At 27.5% G+C, this 26,828-nt stretch carries 20 protein-coding genes; 15 read left to right on the top strand and 5 right to left on the bottom strand.

Annotation, left to right across the window (positions count from 1 at the left end):
* The first annotated feature begins 6 nt into the window (after positions 1-6).
* The 7 genes from ACZ5RS_RS13975 to ACZ5RS_RS13945 are packed head-to-tail and all read left to right on the top strand — an operon-like array spanning position 7 to position 8,206.
* Positions 7-1,257: an ABC transporter substrate-binding protein gene (locus ACZ5RS_RS13975; protein ID WP_464636469.1), complete on the top strand. Its 1,251-nt coding sequence runs from the start codon at positions 7-9 to the stop codon at positions 1,255-1,257.
* 60 nt (positions 1,258-1,317) lie between these two features.
* Positions 1,318-2,211 carry a carbohydrate ABC transporter permease gene (locus ACZ5RS_RS13970; protein ID WP_464636468.1) on the top strand — a complete coding sequence of 298 codons (894 nt, stop codon included), beginning with the start codon at positions 1,318-1,320 and terminating at the stop codon, positions 2,209-2,211.
* Complete coding sequence (locus tag ACZ5RS_RS13965; RefSeq protein ID WP_464636466.1) at positions 2,204-3,031, top strand: carbohydrate ABC transporter permease; 828 nt, start codon at positions 2,204-2,206, stop codon at positions 3,029-3,031. The genes ACZ5RS_RS13970 and ACZ5RS_RS13965 overlap by 8 nt, the downstream gene beginning before the upstream one ends.
* A gap of 1 nt (position 3,032) precedes the next feature.
* Positions 3,033-5,342: a TIM-barrel domain-containing protein gene (locus tag ACZ5RS_RS13960; protein WP_464636464.1), complete on the top strand. Its 2,310-nt coding sequence runs from the start codon at positions 3,033-3,035 to the stop codon at positions 5,340-5,342.
* A gap of 6 nt (positions 5,343-5,348) precedes the next feature.
* Positions 5,349-6,341, top strand: a complete 993-nt coding sequence (locus tag ACZ5RS_RS13955) for a zinc-dependent alcohol dehydrogenase (RefSeq protein ID WP_464636462.1) — start codon at positions 5,349-5,351, stop codon at positions 6,339-6,341.
* Positions 6,342-6,344: 3 nt separating this feature from the next.
* The gene (locus ACZ5RS_RS13950) at positions 6,345-7,175 is read left to right on the top strand and encodes a sugar phosphate isomerase/epimerase family protein (protein WP_464636461.1); all 831 of its coding nucleotides are present in this window, start codon (positions 6,345-6,347) and stop codon (positions 7,173-7,175) included.
* 23 nt (positions 7,176-7,198) lie between these two features.
* Positions 7,199-8,206 carry a LacI family DNA-binding transcriptional regulator gene (locus tag ACZ5RS_RS13945; protein WP_464636459.1) on the top strand — a complete coding sequence of 336 codons (1,008 nt, stop codon included), beginning with the start codon at positions 7,199-7,201 and terminating at the stop codon, positions 8,204-8,206.
* Positions 8,207-8,330: 124 nt separating this feature from the next.
* Here the strand turns inward: ACZ5RS_RS13945 and ACZ5RS_RS13940 are convergent, their stop codons facing one another.
* A complete protein-coding gene (locus ACZ5RS_RS13940; protein ID WP_464636457.1) occupies positions 8,331-10,973 on the bottom strand; it encodes an ABC transporter substrate-binding protein in 2,643 nt (880 codons plus the stop codon).
* A 406-nt stretch (positions 10,974-11,379) separates the two neighbouring features.
* On the opposite strand from ACZ5RS_RS13940, the gene ACZ5RS_RS13935 reads away from it, so the two are divergent.
* On the top strand, positions 11,380-14,316 hold the full coding sequence (locus ACZ5RS_RS13935; RefSeq protein WP_464636456.1) for a PKD domain-containing protein: 2,937 nt from the start codon (positions 11,380-11,382) through the stop codon (positions 14,314-14,316).
* A 128-nt stretch (positions 14,317-14,444) separates the two neighbouring features.
* Here the strand turns inward: ACZ5RS_RS13935 and ACZ5RS_RS13930 are convergent, their stop codons facing one another.
* The 3 genes from ACZ5RS_RS13930 to ACZ5RS_RS13920 form a co-directional block, all read right to left on the bottom strand.
* Positions 14,445-15,341: a fructose bisphosphate aldolase gene (locus tag ACZ5RS_RS13930; RefSeq protein WP_464636454.1), complete on the bottom strand. Its 897-nt coding sequence runs from the start codon at positions 15,339-15,341 to the stop codon at positions 14,445-14,447.
* Between the two features lie 143 nt (positions 15,342-15,484).
* Positions 15,485-15,901, bottom strand: coding sequence for a GFA family protein (locus tag ACZ5RS_RS13925; RefSeq protein ID WP_464636452.1), 417 nt, complete (start codon positions 15,899-15,901; stop codon positions 15,485-15,487).
* A 167-nt stretch (positions 15,902-16,068) separates the two neighbouring features.
* A complete protein-coding gene (locus ACZ5RS_RS13920; protein ID WP_464636451.1) occupies positions 16,069-17,031 on the bottom strand; it encodes an AraC family transcriptional regulator in 963 nt (320 codons plus the stop codon).
* Between the two features lie 186 nt (positions 17,032-17,217).
* Here ACZ5RS_RS13920 and ACZ5RS_RS13915 point away from each other — a divergent pair, with 186 nt between their 5' ends.
* The 6 genes from ACZ5RS_RS13915 (at position 17,218) to ACZ5RS_RS13890 (ending at position 24,707) form a co-directional block, all read left to right on the top strand.
* Complete coding sequence (locus tag ACZ5RS_RS13915) at positions 17,218-18,372, top strand: ABC transporter substrate-binding protein (RefSeq protein ID WP_464636449.1); 1,155 nt, start codon at positions 17,218-17,220, stop codon at positions 18,370-18,372.
* Positions 18,373-18,442: 70 nt separating this feature from the next.
* Positions 18,443-19,537, top strand: coding sequence for a FecCD family ABC transporter permease (locus ACZ5RS_RS13910; protein ID WP_464636447.1), 1,095 nt, complete (start codon positions 18,443-18,445; stop codon positions 19,535-19,537).
* Positions 19,534-20,322 carry an ABC transporter ATP-binding protein gene (locus ACZ5RS_RS13905; RefSeq protein WP_464636446.1) on the top strand — a complete coding sequence of 263 codons (789 nt, stop codon included), beginning with the start codon at positions 19,534-19,536 and terminating at the stop codon, positions 20,320-20,322. The genes ACZ5RS_RS13910 and ACZ5RS_RS13905 overlap by 4 nt, the downstream gene beginning before the upstream one ends.
* A 9-nt stretch (positions 20,323-20,331) precedes the next feature.
* Entirely contained in the window at positions 20,332-22,059 is a 1,728-nt protein-coding gene (locus ACZ5RS_RS13900) for an ABC transporter ATP-binding protein (RefSeq protein ID WP_464636444.1), read from the top strand.
* Positions 22,060-22,064: 5 nt separating this feature from the next.
* The gene (locus ACZ5RS_RS13895; RefSeq protein WP_464636442.1) at positions 22,065-23,801 is read left to right on the top strand and encodes an ABC transporter ATP-binding protein; all 1,737 of its coding nucleotides are present in this window, start codon (positions 22,065-22,067) and stop codon (positions 23,799-23,801) included.
* Between the two features lie 189 nt (positions 23,802-23,990).
* Positions 23,991-24,707, top strand: coding sequence for a hypothetical protein (locus ACZ5RS_RS13890; protein WP_464636440.1), 717 nt, complete (start codon positions 23,991-23,993; stop codon positions 24,705-24,707).
* 248 nt (positions 24,708-24,955) lie between these two features.
* Here ACZ5RS_RS13890 and ACZ5RS_RS13885 read toward each other — a convergent pair whose 3' ends face one another.
* Positions 24,956-25,441 (bottom strand): hypothetical protein, encoded by a 486-nt coding sequence (locus ACZ5RS_RS13885; protein ID WP_464636439.1) that lies wholly within the window; start codon positions 25,439-25,441, stop codon positions 24,956-24,958.
* A 371-nt stretch (positions 25,442-25,812) separates the two neighbouring features.
* Between ACZ5RS_RS13885 and ACZ5RS_RS13880 the strand changes: the two genes are divergently transcribed.
* The gene (locus ACZ5RS_RS13880) at positions 25,813-26,766 is read left to right on the top strand and encodes a CorA family divalent cation transporter (RefSeq protein ID WP_464636437.1); all 954 of its coding nucleotides are present in this window, start codon (positions 25,813-25,815) and stop codon (positions 26,764-26,766) included.
* The last annotated feature ends 62 nt before the right edge of the window (positions 26,767-26,828 follow it).

Below are 26,828 nucleotides of genomic sequence, written 5' to 3'. Positions count from 1 at the left end.
TTGAAAATGAAAAAATTATCATTATTGATGATATCAATTTTATTATGTATGAACGTAATATTTGCACAAGGTGCTAGCGAACCAGCAGCAAAAGATGATGTCACTTTATCCGTTATGTGGTTTAATGATGCTAATGAATCAGATGTATTTTTAGATACAATTAAAGGTTATTTAGCAGAAAACCCAAATGTTAAAGTTGATATGCAAGTGGTTGCTTTCCAAGAATATGAACAGAAATTAAAACTAATGATTAGTGGTGGCAATCCACCAGATATTGCTCGTGTTACAAATAATCACTTAGCTTCTTTAGGTTCAAGTCTTGAACCAATTAATTCTTATGTTGATGATATTGATGCTATTGAGGCTTCATTTATGCCAGGTTCAATTGCTTTTGCTAAAAATACTGATGGTGAATTATTAGCTTATCCAACTGAAGCTACAGCAAATGGTATGCTTGTAAATTTAAGTGCTTGGGAAAAAGCTGGTATTGATGTTAAAGAATTAAGTAAAACTTGGACATGGGATCAATGGGAAGATGCAGTTAAAAAAGTTATTGCTGCAAATCCAAATATGGAATATGGTCTAGCATTAGATTTTTCTCCACATCGTTTTTCAACACTTATTTATGAACATGGTGGAAGAATGATGAATTCGGATCAAACTAAAGTTGATTTTCATAATGATGGAGCAATTGCTGCTATCGAAAGATTTGCTAGATTACATAAAGAAGGTTTAATCCCTTCTAGTGTTTGGCTGGGTAGTGAGAATCCTGCAGAGCTATTCCAAGCTGGTTTAGTAGCCTGTCATATTGGTGGTAGTTGGAATATAAATACATATAATAAAAATATCACTGATTTCAAATGGTGTGTTGTAAATACTCCAATAGGTGAAATTAGATCTTCAGTTCCTGGTGGTAAATTTATAGCTTCATTTAAAGATAGCAAAAATAAAAAAGCTGCTATGGATTTAATGGCTGCATTTAGCACAAAAGAAAGTAATGAAAAATATTGTGCAGATACATTTAATCTATCATCAAGGATTGATACAGATGTTCCTTATGCATCAAATAAAGAAGACTTTGAAGTATTTGCTGAAGACTTAAAAGTTACACCAGCATTTACTGCAATTGAATGGAAAAATGATGCAGTTAATAAAGTATATTCATATATTAGAGAACAAATAGTACAAGTATTATTAGGTAATATTAGTGCAGAAAAAGCTACTTTAAATATAAATAAAGAAGCAGAAAAATACTAAAATAGGATTTTGTCTCCTATTAATTTAGGAGACATTATTATAATTGAAAAGGTAAAATTTATGAAAAAAAAGTCTCAAAATGGGAATTTTCAACAAACTTTGGCCCCTATTTTATTCATGTTACCAAACTTATTAATTTTTGGAATATTTATTATTATACCAGCTTTTCAAGGCCTTAGATTGAGTTTTATGCAATGGGGTATTTTTACTGCTAAAGAGTTTATAGGATTAGATAATTTTAGAAATTTATTTAGTGATGAAGTATTTTGGATTACTTTTAAAAATACTTTGGTATATTCAGTTTGTACTGTCGCTTGTTTACTTGTAAGTTCATTATTCTTAGCATTGTTATTATCAAGAAATAAGATAAAAGGTGAGAAAGCTTTTAGAGCAACCTTTTATATTCCTGCTTTAATTAGTCTAATTGCTGTTGGTATCGCTTGGAGGTTTATTCTAGGAGATGAAATGGGAATTCTTAATTATGTATTAAGAGCAACAGGGAATAATCCAATTGGTTGGCTTACTAATGGTTCAATAGCAATGCTAAGTGTAATAATAGTTACAGTTTGGGCTCAATCAGGATATTATATGATTATATTTATTGCAGGCCTTCAAGCAATCCCAATTGAATTGTATGAAGCTGCTAGAATAGATGGAGCATCTTCCATTCAAAGTTTCAGGAAAATTACGCTACCAATGTTAAAGAGTACAATTCTAGTTGTATTAGTTCTTGCAACAATTCAATCTTTTAAAGCTTATGAATTGATAGTAACAATGACAAAAGGTGGCCCTGGTTATGCTACTAAATTTGTTGTTCAACAGGTTTATCAAGTTGCTTTTATTGAAGATAGATTTGGTTATGCTTCTTCTATGTCAATTATATTAATGGCTGTTATAGCAATATTTACATTAATTCAATTTAAAGTAACAGGAAAGGAGGGCTCAGTTGAATAAAAAATATTCTCTTTCATTAGTTCTGCAACATATTATAGTTATTTTTTTAGCTATGTTTTGTTTATTTCCTGTAGTTTGGGTTTTTCTTTCATCTTTTAAGCCTCAAAGTGAATTGTTCAAAATTCCAATGACTTTTTTACCAAAAAATTGGACTATTTTGAATTATATAGAAGCCTTAAAGCATGGTAGTTTTATAACATATTTTTCGAATACTTTATTTGTTGCTGTTGTTTCAACTGTTATGACTGTATTGATAAATATTATGTGTGGTTATGCACTAGCAAAGTATATTTTCCCTGGAAGGAATTTAATTTTTTCAATAATGATTGGAACTTTAATGATTCCTTTGCAAGTAATAATGATTCCAATTTTTTTACAATTAAAAAGGTTGGGTATGTTAAATAGTCTTTGGGGTATTATTATTCCTCCAGCAGCAACTCCCACAGGTATTTTTTTAGCTAGACAATATATGGTTAATTTACCAAATTCAATGATTGAATCAGCTAGAATTGATGGAGCAAAGGAATTTTTTATATTTAGGACAATTATAATTCCTTTGAGCAAACCAATTGTTGCAACAATAGCTATCTTTTCTTTTATGTGGAGATGGAATGATTATCTATGGCCATTAATAGTTATTACAGACAATGATAAACAAACGCTTCAACAAGCTCTTGCTAATTTTGTTGGGCAATTACAAATTAATTGGTCAAATTTATTAGCGATGACTACTATTTCGATAATTCCTGTTATAGTCGTTTTCTTGATATTTCAAAGATATTTTATGAGTGGCATTACAACAGGGGCGGTAAAAGGATAGTATGAAAAGATTTCTAAAAAAAATTACAAAATATTATATTGAAGAAAATAAAATATATTTTGAATGTGAAAATGGAAAACTTGAATTAAGTATATTTGAAGAAAATATTTTTCATTTTAATTATATATTTAATGATATTCCAATTGATCCATTATTAGAAAAATGGAGTAGCTATTTGTCAAATAATTCTTTAACTCCATCAATAGATTTTACTATAGATGAAAGTACTGAAATATTTGATGTTAAATTAGATAAAATAAATATAATTATAAATAAATTAAGTGCAAATATATCTGTTTATAAAAATAATGAAATCATCCATGGAGGAGTTTTAGGCTCAAGTGATACTGTTATTCCAAGTTATCAATTAAGATGTGTCGGCAATAACTTAAAAGCAAATCTTTTTGGTAAGTTTAATTTTCCATTGGATATGAATGATCATTTTTATGGATTAGGGGATAAAAGTGGTATTATTGATAGACGTAATAAACTGTTTAGATTCTATAATAAAGATAGTTTAGGTTATGATGCTGAAATTTCAGATCCGCTTTACAAATCAATTCCATTTTTTATAAAAGAAAATAATAAAAAATTCACAGGGTTTTTCTTTGATGAATGTGATATTGATTATATGGATTTTGGTAAAGAAAGTCCTTTCTTTTACTCTATAAAAATTGATGGTGGTCCTTTTTCATATTTTGTAATTGATGGAGAAGATTATAAAGATATTTTAAGAAAATATTATGTTATCACAGGATTCCCAAATTTCCCCCCATTATTTAGTTTTGGTTTTTTAGGTTCTTCAATGAATTATGTAGAAAGTGACGATGCACAAGAAAGAATACTAAAATATTTTGAAACAATCGAGAAATATGATATTCCTTGTGAAGGGATGTATGTATCTTCTGGGTATTTAAAAGCAAAAGATGGTAAAAGATACGCTTTTTTATGGAATAAAGAAAAATTTCCAAATTATAAAGAATATTTACAAGCTTTGTCTAATCGTGGATATAATTTAATTATGAATATCAAACCTGGTATTCTTACTACCCATCCATGGTATGATGACTTAGCAAAAAAAGGTTATTTTATTAAAGATGAAAATGGAAATCCTTATGTTGAATTTTATTGGGGTGGAAATGCTTCTTTAATAGATTTTTCAAATGAGAATGCAAAAGCTTGGTGGAAGAGTGAATTAAAAAAACAATATTTTGATTATGGTTGTAGTGGAATTTGGAATGATAATAATGAATTTGAAATAGAAGATATTGAAATTCCTAGCAGTAAAATTAAGACAGTCCTTCCGATTTTGATGAGTGAAGCCGCTTTTGAAACTTTTAATGAAGTTTTCCCAAATAAAAGAGCTTGGAATTATTCTAGAAGTGGTTATAGTGGCATTCAAAAATATGCTCGAACCTGGAGTGGCGATAATTGCAGTGATTGGAAATCTCTTAAATTTAATCAATATCAGAGTATTTCTATGGCATTAAGTGGATTACCTTTTTATGGTCATGATTTAGGAGGTTTTTTTGGAGAGAGACCAACTGAAGAATTGTTGGTTAGAGCTTGTGAGAGTGCAGTATTCCAACCACGTTTTGTAATACATTCTTGGAGAGAAGATGATAATCCAACAGAACCTTGGACTTATATTGATTCTTTAGACAAAATAAAACATTTAATAAAGACACATTATAATTTTATTCCTTATACCTATACAACTGCCTATAAAGCTGTTGTAAATGGTTCTCCAATGGATAGATCCTTAAAACTTGAGTTTATTGGAGATAATAATTGTAGAATTGATGATGTTAATTGTATGTATGGTGATGATATTTTAAAAGTATTATTTACTGAGGAAAGAAAAAATAGTCAAACGGTATATCTTCCAAATACAACAAATTGGTATAGCCCTGAAGGTGTTTTTTTTCAAGGTGGTCAAACTTTGGAAATAGAATGTAAATTAGGAAATAATAAATATTTTGTAAGAGAGGGTTCTCTTATCCCAACTACTAATGTTACAAAATTAAAGACAGCCTTATTTGAAAAAGTTAATTTTAATATTTATCCAATCTTAGAAGGATATAGAGAAGGTATATACTTTGAAGATGATGGAGAAACTAAATTAACTTATAAAAAGTTTAATTTATATCGATATAAAGTATTTAAAAATAAAATTGAATTTGTATTGGAAACTCAAGGTACAAATTTAAATGGCAGAAAATTTGTTTTTAGAGACAGATTTGGGGGAATAATAAAATCAATTAATTTAGAAAATATAATAAAAGGAGAGCCTATAATAATTAATTTATAGGATTTTATGAAAAGAAAAGAGGTATATTTTACTGCAAAAGAAAAAGCAGAAATTATTGAGGTAAGTGAAGAAATAAAAGAAAATTCTTTTATTGTAAAAAATTTAAAATCATTGATCAGTCCAGGTACGGAATTAGCTTTATTTTGTAAAACACATGTTGGATTTTCAGAACCTGGAGTTGCTTGGGCAAAATATCCTATAGCCGCAGGATATTCAAGTGTTGGTGAAATTGTAGAAATTAATGGAGACTGTTCATATAATGTTGGGGATATAATTATGCATTATAAACCACATAGTGATTTTTCTATTGTTGACTCAAAAAATGATTTATATTTTAAAATAAATGATAAAAAAAATATTGAAACATCTTTATTTACTAGATTTGGTCAAATAAGTTATACAGCCGTTGCAGCTAGTGAAAAAAAAGAAGGTCATGTTTTAGTTTATGGGGGTGGTTTAATAGGTAATATTTGTGCTCAATTATTTAGATTAGTAACAAAACGAGAAGTAACTGTAGCAGATTTGTCTCCTGAAAGATTAGAATTAGCAAAAAAATGTAATTTAAATACCGTTAATCCTTTAGATCCTAATTTCAAAGAAGAAATAAAAAGAATAACTAATAATAAAGGTTTTGATACTGTGGTTGAAGCAACTGGTGTTCCAAGAGTATTAAATGATGCTTTGGATATTGTAAATCTAAGAGGAGAAGTAATTCTTATCGGTTCAACTAGAGGTCTTGTTTCAATTAATCCTTATAGAGATATTCATAGAAAGTTTATCAATATTATTGGGGCACATGAAAACAGATTTGAAAAATTTAAAGGTAAATTAAATCAAAAAATGTTTGGAGAACATGTATTGTCTTTTATAGAACAAGGCCAATTAAAAGTAGATTTATTTATTACTGATTATATTACAATAGATAAAATTGAGGATGCTTATCATTTGTTAATTGACGATAGAAATAAGCATTTAGCAATTATTATTAACTGGGAGTAGTTTATGGATCAATTATTAAATAGATTAACAGGTATAGCTGATGAAGGAGATTCTTCATTAAATGGCCAAATTGAATTACATAAAAGATTAAAATTTAATTCAATTGAATTAAGAAGTATTGATAAGGTTAATATTACAAAATTGAGTGATAAAGCTTTTGATAAAGTTTATGCTCAATTAGATGAAAATAATATGGGTTGTGCAGGTTTTGGCTCTGAGATTGCAAATTGGGCGAGAAAGATTTCACATCCTTTTGAAGAAGATATCAATGATTTAAAAAGATCTATAAGTCGTATGAAAAAATTGGATACTAATTTGATTCGAATAATGAGTTATCCAAATGATAATTATAGCAATGAAGATTGGAGAAAAGAAGTTATTAGAAGGATTTCTGAACTAACAAAGATTGCTGAAGATAATAATATTATTTTAGGTATGGAAATTTGTGATGGTTGGGCAAGTGAATCTCCAGAAAATTTAGAGGAATTGTTAAGTGAAGTTGATTCTCCATCTCTCAAAGTAATTTTAGATCCAGGGAATCCTATTGGTCATAAGAAATCAATTGAAGAAAGTTGGAGATTTTATTATGTTGCTTTAGAAAAAATCGTGCATTTTCATATAAAAGATTGTAAAATAGTAAATGGAGAAACTGTTCATACCTATCCAGGTATGGGAGATTGTGATCTTAAATTAATGATTAGAGATATTTTATCACATGGGTATAAAGGATTGTTCTCTATAGAACCTCATTTACACTTTGACTATAATAATGGTATGTATTATAAATATGGTAATATGCTAAAAGATATGATTAGTGATATTGTGAAAAAATAGAACTGATTTAAAAGGAACTATATATGAAAGAAACTGTAACTATATTAGATGTAGCAAAAAAAGCTGGAGTAGCTCCAGCTACAGTTTCTCATGCTATTAATGGCAAAAGGCCTGTAAGTGCAAAAACAAAAGAAAGAATATTAAAAGCAATTGAAGAGTTAGATTATGTACCTTCTTGGAATGCTTCAAGAATGAAAAGTAATAATTCAGGTATTATAGGTTGTTTGGCAATTGATATAACGGAATCTTTTGTTAATAAAATTGTTAAAGGTATTGAAACTGGATTAAGAGGGGGACAATATTCACTTTTATATGTCTCAGCCATTGAATTTGATGGTGATTTTAAAAAGGCTTTTGATTTTTTAAAAGCTCATAATGTTAGTGGTATATTATTTTGTCATCATATACCACGATCTTTAAACGATGATATATCTTCTTTTATTACTTCGAAACCTTTAGTATCTATAAATACAAGGATTGAAGGTATTCCTTCTATTGTTATTGATAATAAAACAGGGGGACTTCAAGCTGCTGAGCACTTAATTAGTTGTGGTGTAAGAAATCCAGCAGTTATTGCAGGGCCAAAGGATAGACTTTCAGCAATCACTCGTCTATTAGGGTTTAATGAAAGATTAAAAGAATCAGAAATTAATTTAACTAATAATAAAATATGTTTTGGAGAATATGATGCAAATCATGGTTACAATGCAACAACTGAATTATTAAAACAAGATAAAACTATTGATGGGATATTTTGTGAAAATGATTATATCGCAGCTGGTGCAATAAATGCAATTTTAGATTTTGGATTATCTGTTCCCAATGATGTTAAAGTTTTAGGATTTGATAATAGAGATTTTTCAAGTTTCTGGCGTCCTTCGATTTCAACTTTTGATATTCCTCTTGAAGAAATGGGCTTGATGGGCGCATATAAATTAAAAGAAATTATTGAAAATGATAATAGTAGGGATGAAATAATAACTCTTCAATCAAAAATCATCCCTAGAAAAAGTACTTTAAAGTCAGTTTAATTTCTATAAAATAATTTGTTTTTCCTTTGTTTTGAGAGTTGTACAATAAGGCTATAAATTTTATTTTATTATATTTATTTTTAATTGTATGGAAAATTGATCAAAAGCTTTATGTCTTTTTATATTAGTGTTTCTTATATATATCTTTTAATGGATGATAATCCATTGTATTTGTATGCCAACCGCCCCATACACTTGTATCAATCATGTTTTGAGTTACATAGTAGTATAGAGGTAAGATAGCAGCATCTTCATTAACCATAATATCTTCAGCTGTTCTTAATACACAAAGTCTTTCAACAGGGTCAGAAATAGTTGCTGCTTCTTTTACGAATAATGCATATGTGTCATTTGCGTATTTACCGCCGTTCATTGCAGAACCAGGTAAGAACATATCTAAGAATGTATTAGGATCTTGGTAGTCACCAACCCAACCAGCTCTAGAAATTTCGAAGTTACCAGCATTTCTATCTGTTAGGTAAGTTCCCCATTCCTTGTTAACTAGTTCAACATTAACATTTAATTTGTTCTTAACTTCTTGTTGAATGAATTCAGCAATTTGTTTGTGGCCTTCACTTGTGTTATATAAAATTTCTAATGTAGGACATCCGATACCATTAGGATAACCAGCTTTTGCTAAGTAAGCTCTAGCAGCATCTTCTCTGTTATCGTATGTTGTTCCATCGATTGTGATTTCTTCTGGGAATTCAAGAGCTTCGTAACCAGCCATTGGAGGTACAATACCCCAAGCAGGAATTTGACCAGCTTTTGTAACACCTTCAACTAAAGCTTCACGATCGATAGCATAAGAAATAGCTTTTCTTAAGTTAACATTGTCTAAAGGAGCTTTTTGTGTTTGGAATACATAGTAGTAAGTTGCTAATTGAGGAGAAGCTTTGTAGTCATCTCTCATAGAAGCAGAACTTAATTTATCTGTAGGTACGTTAGTTAACCAGTCGATTTGACCATCTAAGTACATGTTGTAGTTAGTATTGTCATCGTCTGATGCTAAGTATTCTAATGTATCAATCTTTACAGAGTCTGCATCCCAGTAGTTTGGATTAGGAACACAAACAATCTTTGATTGTGGAATTCTTTCTTTTAATACGAAAGGACCGTTACCTACGAAGTTTTCAGGTTGTGTCCATTGATCGCCATATTTTTCAATTGCATGTTTAGGAACAACAGAGAATGAATAGTGTTCTAGAGCATCAATTATATATGGAAGAGGTCCGACTAAGTCCATTTGAAAAGTGTAATCGTCAAGTGCACGGATTCCAACATCTGCTGCACTCCCTGTGCCATAATTATAAGATTGAGCCCCCTTTAAGAACATACAGGGATACCATGCATATGGAGCTGCTGTTGCTGGATCTAATTCTCTTAACCAAGACCAAACAATATCTTGAGCTGTGATAGGAACACCATCAGACCAAGTAGCATGTCTTAAGTGGAATGTATATTGAGTACCATCTTCGTTTGCTTCCCAAGATTTTGCTAAACCAGGAATTGGTTTAGCTGTTTTAAGATCAATAGATGTTAATCCTTCAAATAAAGCCATTAAAATTCTGTGTTCTGGAACACTTTGAACTTTTGCAGGATCTAAAGATTGAGGTTTAGACCCATTAGAGATTCTAAAATTTATACCTTTAATCCATTTTGCATATAGTTTTTGATTATTGTATATTTTATTGAAATTCAAATCCCATTTGTAAATAAAATTTGGATCTTTATAAAGACCTTCAAGACTATAACCGTTTATTGGAGTAATTAATTTTGAGTCAATTGTTTGATTATAACTTATTTCTAGTTTTTGAATAATATTTTTTGATTTTTGAATTTCAATCGAATATTTTTTGGGTTCCCATTTAGCATATAGATTCAAATCATTATGAATTAAATCATTATTAAAATCCCATATTTGAGAAAAATTTCTATCTTTATACCAGCCTTTAAAAATATATCCCTCTTTTGTGGGATCTTCAGGTTTATTTATTTTTGAGTATAATTTTTGATTTTGTAGTGTAGCTGTTTCTGAATAAATAAAATTTATTTTTAATTCAGATCTAAGTTGGTTTAATATATTTTTTGTGCAATTTGGAAAATTATTAAAAATAGAATTTATAGGATATTTATAAGTAATTGACTGGTTACTTAATCCAAATTTGTTTATTGATAATTTTAGATTTTTTGTGTTTCTAAAAAAAGTATCTAAACTATTGAAATCTTTATTAGGCACGAAATTAAAAATTATACCTATTTGATTATTTGATTTATCAATTATACAGTTATTATTTGAAGAATAGTTTGTAACTCTCAAAAAATCACCATTATCATTATCTAAAAAAATGTATTTAAAAAAATTATTATCTATTGTGTAAGATTCATCATGATAATTTTTATCTTTAGTATTTAGATTTATTATCATAAGGAACTTTAAATTTTTTTCTACATTATTACAATCATCTAAAACTCTAATGGTGTTAAAAGTTTTTTGTTTTATTTGTGAATCAGTATATCTCTGAGCTTTCATTTCAGAATAGGTACCATTCAAATATGTTTCACTAGACCAAGGAATAATATATATATCCAATAATCCATTTGATAACACATGAGCTTCTGCTATATTTTTTAATGCTAAAGAAACTTCATCTGTACGATTTGATACTTCATTTTCATAATAAATTATTTCTTGTGAGCCTGAAGCATATAATTGAGCGTTTAGATTTAAAATTAATAATAGGATGCAATATATTATTTTTTTCATTTTTAGTTTCCTTTTTATATAATATCTTTTAACTCAATTTAATAATATTTGAATTGTTATTTACAACGTCTGGAAAAATGATAATAACAAGAAAATATTTTACCATAGAAAACTATATTGTTTAATAGAGAAATTTGAGGTTTGAATAAATTTTAATATTATTTTTAATAGATAACAAATTAATAGTTTTATAAATTAATACAATAAATGTGTAAAGGCTAAATCTAACTTTATTAATGCTTGTAATATTTATTGCAACCAAACATATTCAAAATATCTATGGAATTTTAGTTTATATTTCAATTAATTTCTAAATAGATAAAAAAATATTATTCACTTTTTGTTGTATGTGTGAAATATCAGTGGTATAATATATAATGAATTTGTTATAGTAGGGGAAAGTTTTATGAAGAAACATTTGATATCTCTATTAATTCTTCCTTTTATCTTGTTATTGATATCCTGCCCGATGGGGGATGTAAGTGATATTAATGACATAGATGATGATACTGAGATTATTGATATTCCTCTTTTAGCGACTCCCCCAGAAATTTTGGATTTTGTTAATGAATTTGATGATGATTTAAATGAGTACTTGTACGAATATGCTCTAAGATATAATAGGGTAAATACTTTAGTTAATAGTGCATTATTCTCTGATCCTTACATTACTAGCAAAGCAAAAATAGTAGAATTAAATGACGCTGCAATAAAAGAAATAGATGATTTTATTGATTTCTGTAAAGAAATGGAGATTTGGAATGAAACAGTCTTTCAACCAGCTATTACCGAAGCTGAAAAAAATATAACAGCTAAAACATTTGTAACTGCAAAAATTGGAGGGATGAGTGATAGTGCTTATGCAAGGCGCCTTGTTGAAATGTATTTAGATCCAACATATAAAACAACGTTTTCGCTTCAAGATATTTCTAGAAAAACTGGTGTTGATATGGCGAGGCTTCGATTTTTATGTTCTCAAGTATCTTCCGAATTCAATGCAGAAGTAGATGGTGTTGATGTTGAACAATACACAAAACAAATTGAGTTTTATGAAACTGTAAGAGATACCTCAGGTAAGATTAATGCAACATTAGCATTAGCTACTCCATTAGGAGCTTTTGGAGCGGCTACAACAACTGCTACTACCACAGCAGCTGCTGCAACAGGTTTTATTAGCAAAGTAAAAACTGCTAAGACAGTTATAGAAAATTCAAGTGCAGTTATAACTTTTGCAGGTAATGTGCTTAATTTAGCTGTTGATGAAGAAGATATCCCACCAACCGTAAAGACTGTAACTCAATATAATTCCTATGTTTCTTTAGTATTAGGTGGGGTTGGTGGATTTACAGGTTCAAATAGAGCAGAAAAAGCATTAGCTATTATTGGAACTAGTTCTGATGGATATACAACTTATATTGATATAAGAGATGATGGAATAAAAAAAAGTAATAAAAAACTTAGAGAAACAACACCTGATGATGTTAATCCTGATAATTTAGATGGGATTCTTTTAAATGGTGATTATAATATTCCTAAAGATATAATTAGTTGGGAATATGCAGATTTTGATTGGACTGAACAAGGATTACAATACTGGGAAGATTTATATGATGGTATTGAAGATATTGCAGGTCAAAAATATAAAGATCTTGAACAATCCTTTAATCAATTTGTAGATGATTGGAATGATTTACATCAAGCAAATGAGACAGAAAAAGAGAGTGTTGATAAAGACTCAACTCTACCAAAATTATTTGATAAAGAAGATCTTGAAGATGAGTATGAAGATCATAGTGAAATAGAGGATGTTCCTGATTCAAGTGATTTTAATGCAGAAATATATTATTCAATAAAAGCGGGATTTGTTCCTGTAGATATAAGCTTTTATGCAAAGCCTAATACAAGTTTTATATTTAATGGATTGAAGTTTACCTGGGACTTTGGTGATGGTACTACTGTTGAGCAAAATGTTAATTCAAATGATTATACAAGTAGTATTACACATCAATATACTCAAGAGGGTAATTATACTGTTAAATTGTTAGTTGAAGATTATATGGGTAATAAAGCAGAGTCTTCTATTGAAATAATTACTAGTTTAACAGATTTACAAAAAATAATTGATGTTTATAAGGATGATATAGCTACAATTGATGTCCCTGATGGATATTATACAGGTGGACAAGGTAATCCAAATTCTATTTATTTGTGGAATGATTTAACCTTAACTGGGAGTCCTAATTCAATTATAGCTGCAACAGTATATATGTATCCAAATACTAGAATAGAAGGATTTCAATTAAATGGAGGATCGTATTCTAGTGATTATACAGTAATTTGTACTATGCCATATCCTGATATTGTTGAAGATTTAGATACTTATAACATTGAAATTATAGACAATAAATTTACTGATGGGGCAATAGATTATGCAAGTATAAAATTGCCGTATGGCTATTTCATAGGCTATCCAGTAATTTATAGTGGTCAGATAAGTAAAAATGAAAAAACTGGTGGAAGAATATTTATACAAGCAGATGACTTAAAAGATTTTGAGATAAGCGAAAATATAATAAATAATACTACTCCTCCAGAAAAAACAATAATTATAGATGAATTTATTGATTCTAAATTGAATTATAACGAGTTTACTAATGCTAGCGGAATAGAGATAGATTTAATAGATAACTCAGAAATAAAAGGAAATACTTTTGATGATTATGCTTATTATGCAAGTCTTTATGTTGAGGATAATATAACAAGTGGATCCATTATTTCTGATAATATTATACAAGGTAGTGAAAAAAAAGTTTGGATGAATATTAAAAATCTAAGTGAAGGAGCTTTTTTTAGAGATAATGTTATTCAAAATAATATAGCTGATTGTAATATATTAATACAAAATGCAGATGGTGAAGTTTCTGGTAATATTATTCAAAATAATAGAGAAAAAGTAAGTATAAGCATTTCTAGAGTAGGGGATCCCGGTAAATTTATTAATAATCAAATATTAGATAATGGAACCTTAGCTGCAGGAAATAGAGATGATGCTTCAGTTGAAATATATCATTCATATGGCCAAGTAAGTAATAATATTATTAATGGGAATTCTTTGTTGGGTCTTATTTTATGGCATTATAGTGGAGACTTTAAAAATAATACTGTTACAAAAAATAAAGAAGGTGGAGTTTATTATTATCCTTTATATGGTAATGGTATTCATCCATATATTATTAAGGATGATAATCCTGGTATATCAAATAATTCAACTACAGATCCAACCTATATATATTATGATTTGTATACTCCATGGGAAGATGATAGACTACCAGCAGATGATTAAAAATTATATTAGGAAAGAGAAAAAAATCTGTTATTTCTTTTTTCTCCTAGCAATTAAAAAACAGTCTCTATGATAAATATTTTACCATAAAAGACTGTTTTATCTTTGAATTTATATAGTTTTAAATCTTATAAATTCTTTTTTACTGATGCATTATAGATTTTCTCTATAGCATCTGATAGTGCCAAATCAAATTCTTCTTGAGGTTGTTGTGCTGATAAATCAGATAGCAAAGCTCTTGAAAAACTTGCAATAAGATTTGGATTTTGTTCTAATAATTTATTAGCTTCATCACGACTGTATCCTCCTGATAAAGCAACGATTCTAATAATTCTAGGATCTTCCATCAATTTGCTATAAGCACCAACTTCTGTTGGAATTGTAACTTTAAGCATGATTTTAACTGACTCATCTAACTTTGCTAATTGGTTTTCAATTTCTTTAATTAGAAGAACTTCCGCTTCTTTTTTAGTGCTACTATTTATATCAACTTCAGGTTCTATAATAGGAACAAATCCGGCTTCAAAAATTCTAAGTCCAAATTCAAATTGCTGTTCTACAATTTGTTTAATACCTTTTTCATTAGCTTCATGGATAACAGATCTCATTTTTGTTCCAAATATATTTCTTTCTTTTGCTTTTTCTAATAGGCTATCTAATTCTGGAATAGGTTTCATTAATTGAACATTATCTTTTTCAACATCTAACCCATTATCTATTTTAAGTATTGGTACAATTCCTTTTTTTCCCCAAAGATAATCTGCTGTATAAAGCCCATCAATCTTTCTTTCCATAGTATTTTTAAATAATATTGCAGCTAATATATGCTCTGAAGTAAAGACTTTACTAGTTATAATACGACTTCTCATCTCTTGAACAAGGTCAAACATTTCTGTTTCATTTTTATATTGACTTTCATCAATACCATAAGCTTTTAAAGCTTTAGGGGTGCTACCACCACTTTGATCCAATGCAGCGATAAAACCTAGATCATTTTTCATTCTTGTAAATTGCTTTTCATTCATTATTGACTCCTTGTTAAGTTAAGGATTTTTTTCTTTAGCTTACATAAACAATAGTAATAAATATTAAAAATTAGTCAATACTAACAATTGAAACAAATAGATAATGAGCTTAAATTACATTTTAAAATTTAATTAATAAATGATTACTCTTTTTTTGAAGGGGTAGGTTGATTTGGATATTTAGTAACCTTCTCTAAGTGGTTATCCCATGGTGCTCTACTATCCATGAAGATATGACCTTTTGGAGTAATATGTGGATCTGTATCTAATGATCCCGCTGGAACTACTAATAAATCTCCATTCATTTGTAATGTAGGAAGAGCTGATCCACAGTGAGGACAAAAGCTCTTTGAATGATTTGTTCCTTCAACTCTATAGGTTTTTACATCCTCTTCTCCAGAAATCCATTTGATTTTTGCTGAAGAAGAAAATAAATTAGAAGCATGAGCTGAGCCAGTATCTTTTCTACAACGAGAGCAATGACAAAGATAGAAATCTTCAAATTCTCCCTCAATTTCAAATTTAATATGTTTACAAAGACATGAGCCTGAATGTTTCATTTATTACTCCTACAAAGATATACATCAAAATATAATAGGAACTGATTATTAATGCAATGAATTGTTTTTTATTATTTATTTGAGTTCTTGTTCTTTTAAGTAATAAATATAATAAACTATATTTTTGAAAATCATAAGGACTTTAATCTATCATCAAATCAAAATTTTTATTTAAAATTATTTTTTTTATATTCCATAGGAGTTATCCCAGTTTCTCTTTTAAATAATTCTGAAAAATAACTTGCATTTTTATATCCTACTGCACTTGAAATTTGATTTATTGTTAAATCTGTAGATTGTAATAAATGTTCAGCTCTACTTATTCTGCAATTTTGAATATATTCTGTTATTGTGCAACCATTAATAGCTTTGAAAGTTCTTTTTAATTTTGTGCTACACATACCTGCTATTTGTGTTAATAAACTTTGATTTAAATTATAGGTATAATGATCTTTTATATACATATTTAAATTAAATATTATTTCTTTATCAATATTTGATAATGTAATTTTAGTTTTATTGTGATTTTTATGATATTCAACCATTAAAGATATCGCTTCAATGATTTTTGATTCGTAGAATAATTTAGCACTAGATCCTTTTCCTTTATAATTTTTTAATTGATTTAATAAATTTATCATGGTTGGAAAATTTGAAGTATCTTCAAATGATTTAAATATTTCTTCAAGATTGTCAAATTCTCCGGGATAATTTTTTTTTAAATAGTCGTTATAATATGAAGGTTTTATTTCTATACCAACACATCGAATTGGAATATTTTTATGAATTAGTGCTTTAAATGAACTCTTTCCTCCTATGTGAGTTCTAACAACATTTGAGGAAAATTTTTTATAAGGGAATAATTCTTCTCCCGATATTGATTCATAATAAGTAACTGAAAGTCCTTCTGGTAAATCATTATTAAATATTTGATTTTCATAATAATAAAAATCATGTATTTTTATATCAAACATATCATTAGGATTGTAAATCCAAAATATTCCTTTCCCTAATTTTTTTGGTAATTCATAACATTTCCCATTAGGACCAAAAGGATTGTATCCATTTATTGGAATGAAATTAATTTCATTTAAAAAGTTATTATAAGTATTATTAATCATGATTAACATTTTATATATAAAATAAAAAAAAATATTTTTTAAAATACGGTAATTGGACGTTTTTATACGGTATTTAGTCATATTTTTTTATTTTGTATTGTATAAATTATTCTCCTTTTCTAAATTATTAGCCAAGTCTAACAGATTTATTTTAAAAAGTTAAAAAAAAATTATCAATATAGGAGAGTTATATTTATGAAAAGAAAAAATATATTAATTTTCCTACTTCTCTTTATTTGTGGAAGTAGTCTTATCTATGCAAATGGCACAAAAGAAGTGCCTAAGGATCCTCTTGAACCTGTAGTAGATTCACAAAATAGTAATGGAGATAATCCTGATTGGTTAGTTTCAAATACTGATGAAGCTATAACAATAATTGATGATGGAGGAAATAAAGTTACAATTAAAAAGCCCGTAAATAAGATAATATCTTTAGGAATGGGAGAATTGTATTCTTGTTTAAGAGCTATTGATGCTGATGAAAAAATTGTTTCTTCAACTTGGTATACATATACTAATCCTTCATTTTATCCAAATTTCAGTAAATTACCTTTAGTAAGTGATTCCCAAGAAGGTGTTGATGCTGAGAAAATTGTAGAATTAGATCCAGATGTTATATTCATAAAAAATACTTTTTATGGAAAGTTAAGTGATACTATAAAAAATGAATATCCAGTGGTACAAATCCCTTTTGATACATTAGATGATATTGAGATGTTTGCCACTATTTTAGGGAAAGAAAAAGAAGCTGAAGAATATATTACTTGGATAAATAAATATCTTAATGAGATAGATGAAAAAGTCTCAAACTTATCACAAGAAGATTATAAAAAAGTATTTATGTTTTATGGCGGAGAATATGGTATGTCTTCACCACCACCATATGGAACTTTTGGTAAAGATAATGAAAGAACGAACATGATTTCTAGAGCTGGCGGTAAGAGTATTTCTGGAGATTTGGCAGGAGATTGGATTACTGTTGATCCAGAATGGTTAATTGAGCAAAATCCAAATTCAATAGTTAGAGAATATTATATAACAGATGATAATCCAACTATGGGCTATAGTGTAAATGATAAATTAATGGCTGAAAAAACATTAAATAATATTATTCATCAATCAGCCCTTTCTGAAACTAGTGCTGTAAAAACTAAAAATGTTTCTATGATTTATGGTGATATTTTTGAGGATTCTTGGTTCATTGGAATTTCATATTTAGCAAAATATTTCCATCCAGAATTGTTTGAAGATATTGATCCAATAAAAATGCAACAAGAATATATAACAAGATTTCAAGGCTTAGATTATGATCTAAATAAGCAGGGTGTCTTTTTTGAAGAGTTAAAGTAGCAATACAGATTTTATTTGTTAGAATAGTCTGTAAAACAACTATTCTAACATTTTATTTATGAATAAATGAATGGAAAAAATGAAAGAAATAGATGAAATAATAGATAAAAATAAGCATATAATTGACTTATATAATAAAAATAAGACTAAAAAAAGACTTTTTATAGTTATCTTAATTCCTTTAGTAATATTATTAGTTGGATTGTCAATTGATTTTGGTTCAGCAGATATTAGATTTTTTGATGTATATAAAACAGTATTTAATAAAATATTCCCATTTGTGAATAGTGATATTTCGGCAAATCATGTTGAAGTAATTATTTGGAAAATAAGATTGCCTAGGATAATTATGGGTGTGTTAACAGGCATTACATTAGGTTCAACAGGTGCTGTAATGCAAGTTGTCTTGAAGAACCCATTAGCTGATCCATATATGTTGGGTATTTCTTCAGCAGCTGGATTTGGGGCATCTCTTGCAATTGTTTTTGGAGTAGGTTTTTTTGCTGGTGAATATTTAATTATTGGAAATGCTTTTATATTCTCTATAATCTCTGCGGGACTTATTCTATTAATCTCTTCTATGAAAAATTCAACGCCTGGTACAATGGTTTTAACCGGTTTGGCATTAATGTTTTTCTTTCAAGCGATGACAACTATAATACAATATTTTGGAAATTCTGAAGCAGTTAAGTCTGCTGTTTTTTGGACTGTAGGTGATTTAGGGAAAGCTGATTGGTCAAAAATAAAAATAGCAACCCCTTTAGTATTTGTTGGTGAAATTTTATTAATTTATAAATCCGGTGATTTAAATGTTATGAATACTGGTGATGCGAGTGCAAAAAGCTTAGGAATAAATGTCCAAGGTACAAGAATTTTTACTATGTTTGTTAGTTCAATTATGGTAGCTGGGATTGTAAGTTTTACAGGAACTATAGGTTTTATTGGCCTTGTTGCTCCTCATATCGTTAGAATGATAGTTGGGAATGATAATAGAATTCTTGTTCCAGCTTCTGGATTAGTTGGGGCTGTTTTATTGGTTTTAGCTGATACTGTTGCAAGAACTATTATATCTCCTGTAATTCTTCCGGTAGGGTCTGTAACAGCTTTCTTAGGAGTTCCTTTATTTGTTTATTTAATACTTAAAGGGAAGGCGGGGTCTGTATGAGATTAACAGTGAAAAATTTATCATTTTCATATCCAGGAAAAGATGTATTGAAAAATGTTGATTTTAATTCAAATCATAAAGAATTTTTATGTGTATTGGGTCCTAATGGAAGTGGGAAAAGTACATTAGTAAAATGTATTGAAGGGTTATTGCCTACACAAAATGATTGTATTTTCTTAGATAATAAAAGTATAACAAATTTAAATAGAGTAGAAAAAGCAAAACTAATTGGATATGTTTCTCAGAATAATGAACAGTTATTTGCTGATACTGTTTTTGACACAGTTTTAATGGGGCGAAAGCCTTATTATTCTTGGCATAGTAGTGATAAAGATATTGAGGTTACTGCAAATGTTATTAGGCATTTAGAATTAGAAGATTTAGCAATGCGCTCCTTTAATGAATTATCTGGGGGGCAACAGCAAAGAGTAATTATTGCAAGGGCTTTAGCTCAAGAGCCTAAACTTTTGCTCTTAGATGAGCCTACCTCAGCTTTAGATATTTCACATCAATTAGAGGTGATGGAACTTTTAAAGAATTTAGTAAAAACGCATGATATTTCAGTAATTATGGTAATACATGATTTAAATATGGCATCTAGATATGCTGATAATTTAGTTTTAATGAAGGATGGTATGATTCATTCTCAAGGAAGTGCTAATGAGATATTAACTGAAGAAAATTTGGCACTTGTTTATGGTGTTGAAGCAGAAATATATTGTCATAGTGGTGTTGTCTCAGTATCTCCTATAAAAAGAATTCCATCTAGAAACAAATTGAATTAGGAGATATTGATGAGTAAAAATTATCTTAAGAGATTATGGCAGTTTGCAAAAAATGAACACACTAGATTAATCTTATCTATATTTATTGCAGTTATAGCCGTTATTTTTGGAATTTTACCTTATTATTGTGTTGCACAAATTATTATAAATTTGTTATTAGATAATCATAATATTAACTTTTATATGAACTGGTGTTTAATAGCTTTTTTGGGATATATCCTTAAAACTATTTTGTATTCATTATCTCTTTCTTTATCACATAAATCAGCATTTAAAATAATACAAAATATTAGATTACAAGTAATAGAAAAATTGCCAAAAATGTCTTTAGGAAGTATTCAAAATATTCCAAGTGGAAAATTTAAGCAAATAGTGATTGATCAAGTAGAAAGTATTGAACCTCCTATAGCTCATATGTTACCTGAAATGATTTCGAATATATTAGGACCAATTTTAATAATAATTTATTTAATAATTTTAGATTGGAAGATGGCAATAATATCTGTATTATCAATTCCAATTGGTTTGTTTTTTTTAAAATTTGTAATGAAAGATTATTCTAAAAAATATTACAAATCAGTAGAGAAAACGCAATTAATGAATTCTAGTATAGTTGAATATATAAATGGTATTGAAGTTATAAAAGCTTTTAATCAGAATGAAAAATCTTATACACAATATAAACATAGGATTTTAGATACTGCTCAATACTATTATGATTGGATGAAGAGTTGTCAATTACCTATGTCCCTATCAAAAAATTTCGCACCAACAACTATGCTTTTTGTGCTTCCAATTGGTCTAATATTTTATAATAGTGGAAGTTTATCTATTTATACATTTATCATGTCTATAATTTTATCTTTAGGTATTGCAGGGCCTTTATTAGAGGCTTTAAATTTTATTGATACTTTTTCACGAGTTAAAACAATTATTGATGAGATAGATTTAATTTTAAATTCTCCAGAACAATTACATAAGAAAGAAGAAATATTGTTACCTAATTTAGATATTTCAATAAAAAATATTACTTTTGGATATTTAAAAAATTTAGAAATTTTACATGATATTAGTTTAGATATTCCATATGGGACAACCACAGCTTTTGTAGGTCCAAGCGGAGGAGGAAAGTCTACTATTGCTAAATTGATTGGAGGCTTTTGGGATGTTGAGAAAGGTGCCATTACTATTGGCGGTATAAATATAAAAGATATTCCTTTAACCCAAATATATGATTTATTTGCATATGTTTCTCAAGACAATTTTTTATTCAATACAACAATAAAAGAAAATATAAGAATGGGGAATCTCTTAGCAACTGATGCACAGGTTGAGCAAGCGGCAATAGATTCTGGATGTGATTTTTTTATAAAAAATTTGGAGAATGGTTATGATACTATGGTTGGTAGTTTTGGATCACACCTTTCAGGTGGTGAGAGACAACGTATCTCTATAGCTAGGGCAATGATAAAAAATGCCCCTATTATCATTTTGGATGAAGCTACAGCGTATATTGATTCAGAAAATGAAGCAATAATTCAAAAAGCGATAGGTAATTTAATTAAGAAAAAATCTGTTTTAATAATCGCTCATAGACTTTCTACTATAGTTAAAGCTAATCAAATTTTTGTAATTAATAATGGAACTTTAGTTGGACGTGGAACACATAACGATTTATTAAAGACTAATAAATTATATAGAAAAATGTGGGAATCACATATAGAGAGAAAAGGATAAATAAGATGATAGAAGCTTTGATGAAAATTTGGGTTTTTGCAAAATCAGAACAAAAACAAATTAAAAAATCTATAATATTTGAATTTATATTTTCAATTTTTTATATGTTTCAAATTATTTCTATATATCTTGTTATTAATATAATAATAAACTTAGACTTTAATTATTCAAAGGTTATTTTAATATCATTATTATTGATTAGTAGTATTTTAGGTAGAACAATTATGAATTATTTTGCCCAACTAAATCAAACTCATGCGGGATATTTTATGACAGCAAACAAGCGTATATTTATTGGTGATAAATTAAAGCGCATCCCATTAGGTTATTTTAATGATAAAAGCTTGTCTCAAATTACAGCTGTAGCTACTACTGTTTTGGATAATGTAGAAAATTCTGCACCAATGGTTTTAGTAACTATATTATCAGGATTTATAAATTCAGTTGTTCTAGTACTAAGTGTATTCATCTTAGATTATAGGATTGCCATTATTATTTTAATAGGGTTTGTCCTATATTTATTTGTTGCAGCATCAATGGAAAAAAAATCAGTGAGTTTAGCAGATAAGAGACATGACTCGGATACTAGACTAGTTGAAGCTTTTTTAGAACATGTTAATGGGATGAGTGTCATAAAATCATTTAATATCACTAGAGTTGGTGATAAGAAAATTATAAATGAAATTGAAATAAATCGAAAAAGTTGTTTAGATATGGAAAAGCTTTTTACTCCATATAATATTGTTCAAAAGATTATAATAAATATTTTTAGTGTTTTAATTATGATTATATCCATCAAATTTTATTTAAATGGAAGTTTTAATTTATCTTTATCAATTATGTCAATTATTTTGTCTTTTATTGTATTTTCACAAATAGAATCAGTTGGTAGCAAGATGGCTTTGTTGAGACTAGTAAGTAGCTCAATCGATAGAGCTAATGAACTTGATGTTATTGATGAGTTAGGTGAAGATGGGGAAGATTTAGCACCAATAAAGCATGATATTTCGTTTGAAAATGTATTTTTTTCATATAATAAAAAATCAATATTAAAAGATATCTCAGTAAATTTTTATGACAAAACAACAACTGCAATTGTAGGCCTTAGTGGATCTGGAAAGACAACTTTGTGTAATTTAATAGCTAGGTTTTGGGATGTAGATAAAGGGATAATTAAAATTGGGGAATGTGATATAAAATCTTATACTTTAAAGTCTTTAATGAATCAAATGAGTATTGTTTTTCAAGATGTATTCTTATTTGCTGATACAATAGAAAACAATATAAAATTTGCAAAGCCAACGGCCTCTCATGTTGAAGTAGTTGAAGCTGCAAAAAAAGCCTGTTGTGATCAATTTATAAATAAACTTCCCAATAGTTATTCTACTTTTATAGGAGAAGGGGGATCAACTTTATCAGGAGGGGAAAAACAGAGAATATCTATTGCCCGAGCAATTTTGAAAGATGCTCCAATTGTTATATTAGATGAAGCAACCTCCAATATTGATTCTGAGAATGAGTTGTTGTTACAATCTGCTATAGATGAATTAACTCAAAATAAAACAATTGTAATGATTGCTCATAAGCTTAATACAATTAAAAATGCAGATAATATTATAGTTATAGATGATGGTAAAATTGTACAACAAGGCCCTCATAAAAAATTAATGAAAGAAAAGGGACTTTATTCAAATTTAGTAAATATAAAAGAAGAATCTCAAAATTGGTTAATAAATAAATAATTATAATAATAGATACTTTATTTTTAGAGTTAATATTTTTATTAGAGATTTTTTAACCGTTTTTTTATATGTTATGACGATTTTATAAGGTGAGAAAGATTGTTTTTATTATTTCTATTTTTATTTTGTTAAAAGTCTTTTAATAAAAATTACTTTTCTAACAATTATTATATGTGTTATAATTATTTTATGATAGGAAAACGAGTAATTACATTAATTTTATTTTTATTATTTATTTCTAGTGCTGTATTCAGTTCAGATTTAATAATTTTAAAAGATGGATCTGTATTAGTTGGTGATATATTGTCATATGAAGAGGATGGGACAATAAAGTTTCAAAAACAAGATGGTACTTCATCTTTATATGATATTTCTTCAATAGCTTCTTTTAAAAAACAAGTAGATGTAGATAAAGAAATTCAACAAAAATCAACTTCTTCATATAATTTAATTCAATATTATCCAAGGCCAACTAAAGGGAAATATATTCCTCAACGTTATGTCTATAAAGGGAAAGTTTATAATATGGAATTTAATGTAGGATATACAAGAACAAAACAGGTAAAAGAATTTTATGATGCACTTGATAAAACCTATTTAGATAGAAATACTGAAATATTAATGGAAACTTTATTAAAAGAAGTAAAACAATTTAATAATATTAATAAAAAAAGTTTAATCATGATTGGAATCGGGTTTCCATTACTTTTTATGCCTTATATAACTTCTAATGATTCTGATCCAGAAAATATAACTTTTCCTGATTGGGCAGGATATGCTTGTATTGCAGGTTTTGCAATTGATTGTATTGCTGTTGGAATGAATATAAGTCAATATTCCATTAATATTGATTCTTTATTAGAAGGAATAGCTACATCTTATAATAAAAATTATTTAAGCCAATAAATAAATTATTTTTTAGTTTTTTCATTTTTCTTTCAATAAAAAGTCAATTAAATTTTTATGAATTATTCCATTTTGGCTAAAGTTATAATGCTCTAAAGATAAAACATATTTTGAATTATTAATTTTAACTATGTAATAATATTTATTAAGCAATACTTTATATTTGAAAAGGCTGTGAAAATATAGAAAAATTTCACAAATTATCTAATGATTATCTATAAGATGTTCAAAGTTCTGTTAAAATAAAATTAGTTTATTGAATATTCAATATTTACATTACTTACATAATCCCCAGCTACTAAATCTTTATTCCCATTCCAAGATAATATAAATACATAAACTATTTCATTTTCGTGTTTTCCTGCGGAAAGCGTGTCATATGCTAAAGGGGAGAAAACTGTAGGGGTAATATTAGAATTGATTATTTTAGATTTATTATTAATAGTTGTTTTAAAAGAATCTGGGACAACATTAACATTTATTGATAAATCTTTATTCATATTACTTGAAGCATAAATTAAAAATGGGTTTGTGTTTCCACCTTCAGTTAATGGTTGTAATATATTAATTTCATAAGATTTTTCTTCATTATCAATCATATCATTATTATAGAATAGTTTATAAACAACTGAAGTTTCTTCAATAGTATTTTTTAAATTAATATTTGCAGATGCTGCGAAAATTGTAGTTGTTGTTAAGATTAATGTTATGAGTAAAGTTATAGTTCTTTTCATTGTGTTATTCCTTTTTATAAGTCATTTAAATTCTATTTTAGATTAAAACTTATGTTGATAGTTGGAATAAAAAATAGTTTACACTCATCAATATTTTTACAATAATTTAATTTTTGAAAAATGTTATAAATTTATGAATTGTTGCATCGATAAACTTTCAGAAATCAATGGCTGTTTCGATTATAATCGAAATAATATATAAAAAGCTAATTATTTCGACTATAGTCGAAATTGTATATAAGTGGAAGTAAATATATAAACACTAGATTTGAATAACTATAACAATAAAAAAGGATACTAATTATTGTAATTAAAGTTTTTTTTCTTTCCTATTCAAGATTTATATCCCATAGTATAGGAGTGAGGTAAAAATGATGGAAAATAATTTTGCATATTCAATTTCAAAAAAAAATGATTATAATAAGATTGAAATAAATGATATTAATAATTTCAAAGATAGTTTTATCTGGATAAATTTAGACCAGAATTTAATATCTAATAATACATTTTTAAAAGAAAGGGCTAATGTTGATGATATAGTTGCATCTTCTTTATTAGCCAATGATACTAGGGTTAGGTATTTTGAGCATAACAATGGATTGTTATTAATCCTTCGTGCAATTAATTTAAATCCGAAAGAAGAACCTGATGATATGGTTTCTCTTAGAATTTGGATTGAATCAAATAGAGTTATAACTGTTTTTAAAAAAAATGTTAAAGCTATAAGAGATTTAGAAAATGAAATATTAGATAATAATGCACCTACTAGTTCTAATGAATTATTAATTAGATTAATAGATAAAATTTCTAATCGAATTTCAGAGTCTGTTACAAATATAAATGATTTAGTAGAAGACATTGAAGATAATGTTTTTGAAAAACAACTTACCAATGATGAAATATCTAGTCAGGTCAGAAAACAGATTATTAAATTAAAGAGATATTTGTATCCTCAAAAAGAAGTATTATTTCAACTCTCACAAAAGAACAATATCTTTTCTATAAAAGAGAAAGCTAATTTAATTGACAATGCAGATAAAATAACTAGATATGTTGAAGAGTTAGAAGTCGCTAGAGAGAGAACTATGATAGCGCTTGATGAAATAGAAACTTTATTAGCAAGAAATACTAATAAGATACTTTATAGACTTTCAATAATTTCTGTAATATTTTTGCCACTTAGTTTTATAACTGGATTACTTGGGATAAATGTTAATGGAATACCTGGTTCTACTTTTCCTTTTGCTTTTATAATAGTTTGTGCAATATTGATAGTTTTATTTTTCATCCAATTATTTATTTTTAGAAAGTTAAAATGGGTCTAATAAAACATTATACTAATATTTGAAAAATAAAAATTTTCATATTTATGATAAATATCTTATAG

The sequence above is a fragment of the Pleomorphochaeta caudata genome (genome assembly GCF_055395745.1).
This window is presented reverse-complemented; position numbering and strand designations above follow the sequence as displayed.

Excerpts from the sequence above, each read along its gene's own strand:
- ACZ5RS_RS13880 (WP_464636437.1), top strand. The coding sequence starts at position 25,813 with ATGATGGAAAATAATTTTGCATATTCAATTTCAAAAAAAAATGATTAT.
- ACZ5RS_RS13950 (WP_464636461.1), top strand. The coding sequence starts at position 6,345 with ATGGATCAATTATTAAATAGATTAACAGGTATAGCTGATGAAGGAGAT.
- ACZ5RS_RS13970 (WP_464636468.1), top strand. The coding sequence starts at position 1,318 with ATGAAAAAAAAGTCTCAAAATGGGAATTTTCAACAAACTTTGGCCCCT.
- ACZ5RS_RS13900 (WP_464636444.1), top strand. The coding sequence starts at position 20,332 with ATGAGTAAAAATTATCTTAAGAGATTATGGCAGTTTGCAAAAAATGAA.
- ACZ5RS_RS13920 (WP_464636451.1), bottom strand. The coding sequence starts at position 17,031 with ATGTTAATCATGATTAATAATACTTATAATAACTTTTTAAATGAAATT.
- ACZ5RS_RS13895 (WP_464636442.1), top strand. The coding sequence starts at position 22,065 with ATGATAGAAGCTTTGATGAAAATTTGGGTTTTTGCAAAATCAGAACAA.
- ACZ5RS_RS13890 (WP_464636440.1), top strand. The coding sequence starts at position 23,991 with ATGATAGGAAAACGAGTAATTACATTAATTTTATTTTTATTATTTATT.
- ACZ5RS_RS13935 (WP_464636456.1), top strand. The coding sequence starts at position 11,380 with ATGAAGAAACATTTGATATCTCTATTAATTCTTCCTTTTATCTTGTTA.
- ACZ5RS_RS13910 (WP_464636447.1), top strand. The coding sequence starts at position 18,443 with ATGGAAAAAATGAAAGAAATAGATGAAATAATAGATAAAAATAAGCAT.
- ACZ5RS_RS13925 (WP_464636452.1), bottom strand. The coding sequence starts at position 15,901 with ATGAAACATTCAGGCTCATGTCTTTGTAAACATATTAAATTTGAAATT.
- ACZ5RS_RS13915 (WP_464636449.1), top strand. The coding sequence starts at position 17,218 with ATGAAAAGAAAAAATATATTAATTTTCCTACTTCTCTTTATTTGTGGA.
- ACZ5RS_RS13945 (WP_464636459.1), top strand. The coding sequence starts at position 7,199 with ATGAAAGAAACTGTAACTATATTAGATGTAGCAAAAAAAGCTGGAGTA.
- ACZ5RS_RS13960 (WP_464636464.1), top strand. The coding sequence starts at position 3,033 with ATGAAAAGATTTCTAAAAAAAATTACAAAATATTATATTGAAGAAAAT.
- ACZ5RS_RS13930 (WP_464636454.1), bottom strand. The coding sequence starts at position 15,341 with ATGAATGAAAAGCAATTTACAAGAATGAAAAATGATCTAGGTTTTATC.
- ACZ5RS_RS13885 (WP_464636439.1), bottom strand. The coding sequence starts at position 25,441 with ATGAAAAGAACTATAACTTTACTCATAACATTAATCTTAACAACAACT.
- ACZ5RS_RS13905 (WP_464636446.1), top strand. The coding sequence starts at position 19,534 with ATGAGATTAACAGTGAAAAATTTATCATTTTCATATCCAGGAAAAGAT.
- ACZ5RS_RS13975 (WP_464636469.1), top strand. The coding sequence starts at position 7 with ATGAAAAAATTATCATTATTGATGATATCAATTTTATTATGTATGAAC.
- ACZ5RS_RS13955 (WP_464636462.1), top strand. The coding sequence starts at position 5,349 with ATGAAAAGAAAAGAGGTATATTTTACTGCAAAAGAAAAAGCAGAAATT.
- ACZ5RS_RS13940 (WP_464636457.1), bottom strand. The coding sequence starts at position 10,973 with ATGAAAAAAATAATATATTGCATCCTATTATTAATTTTAAATCTAAAC.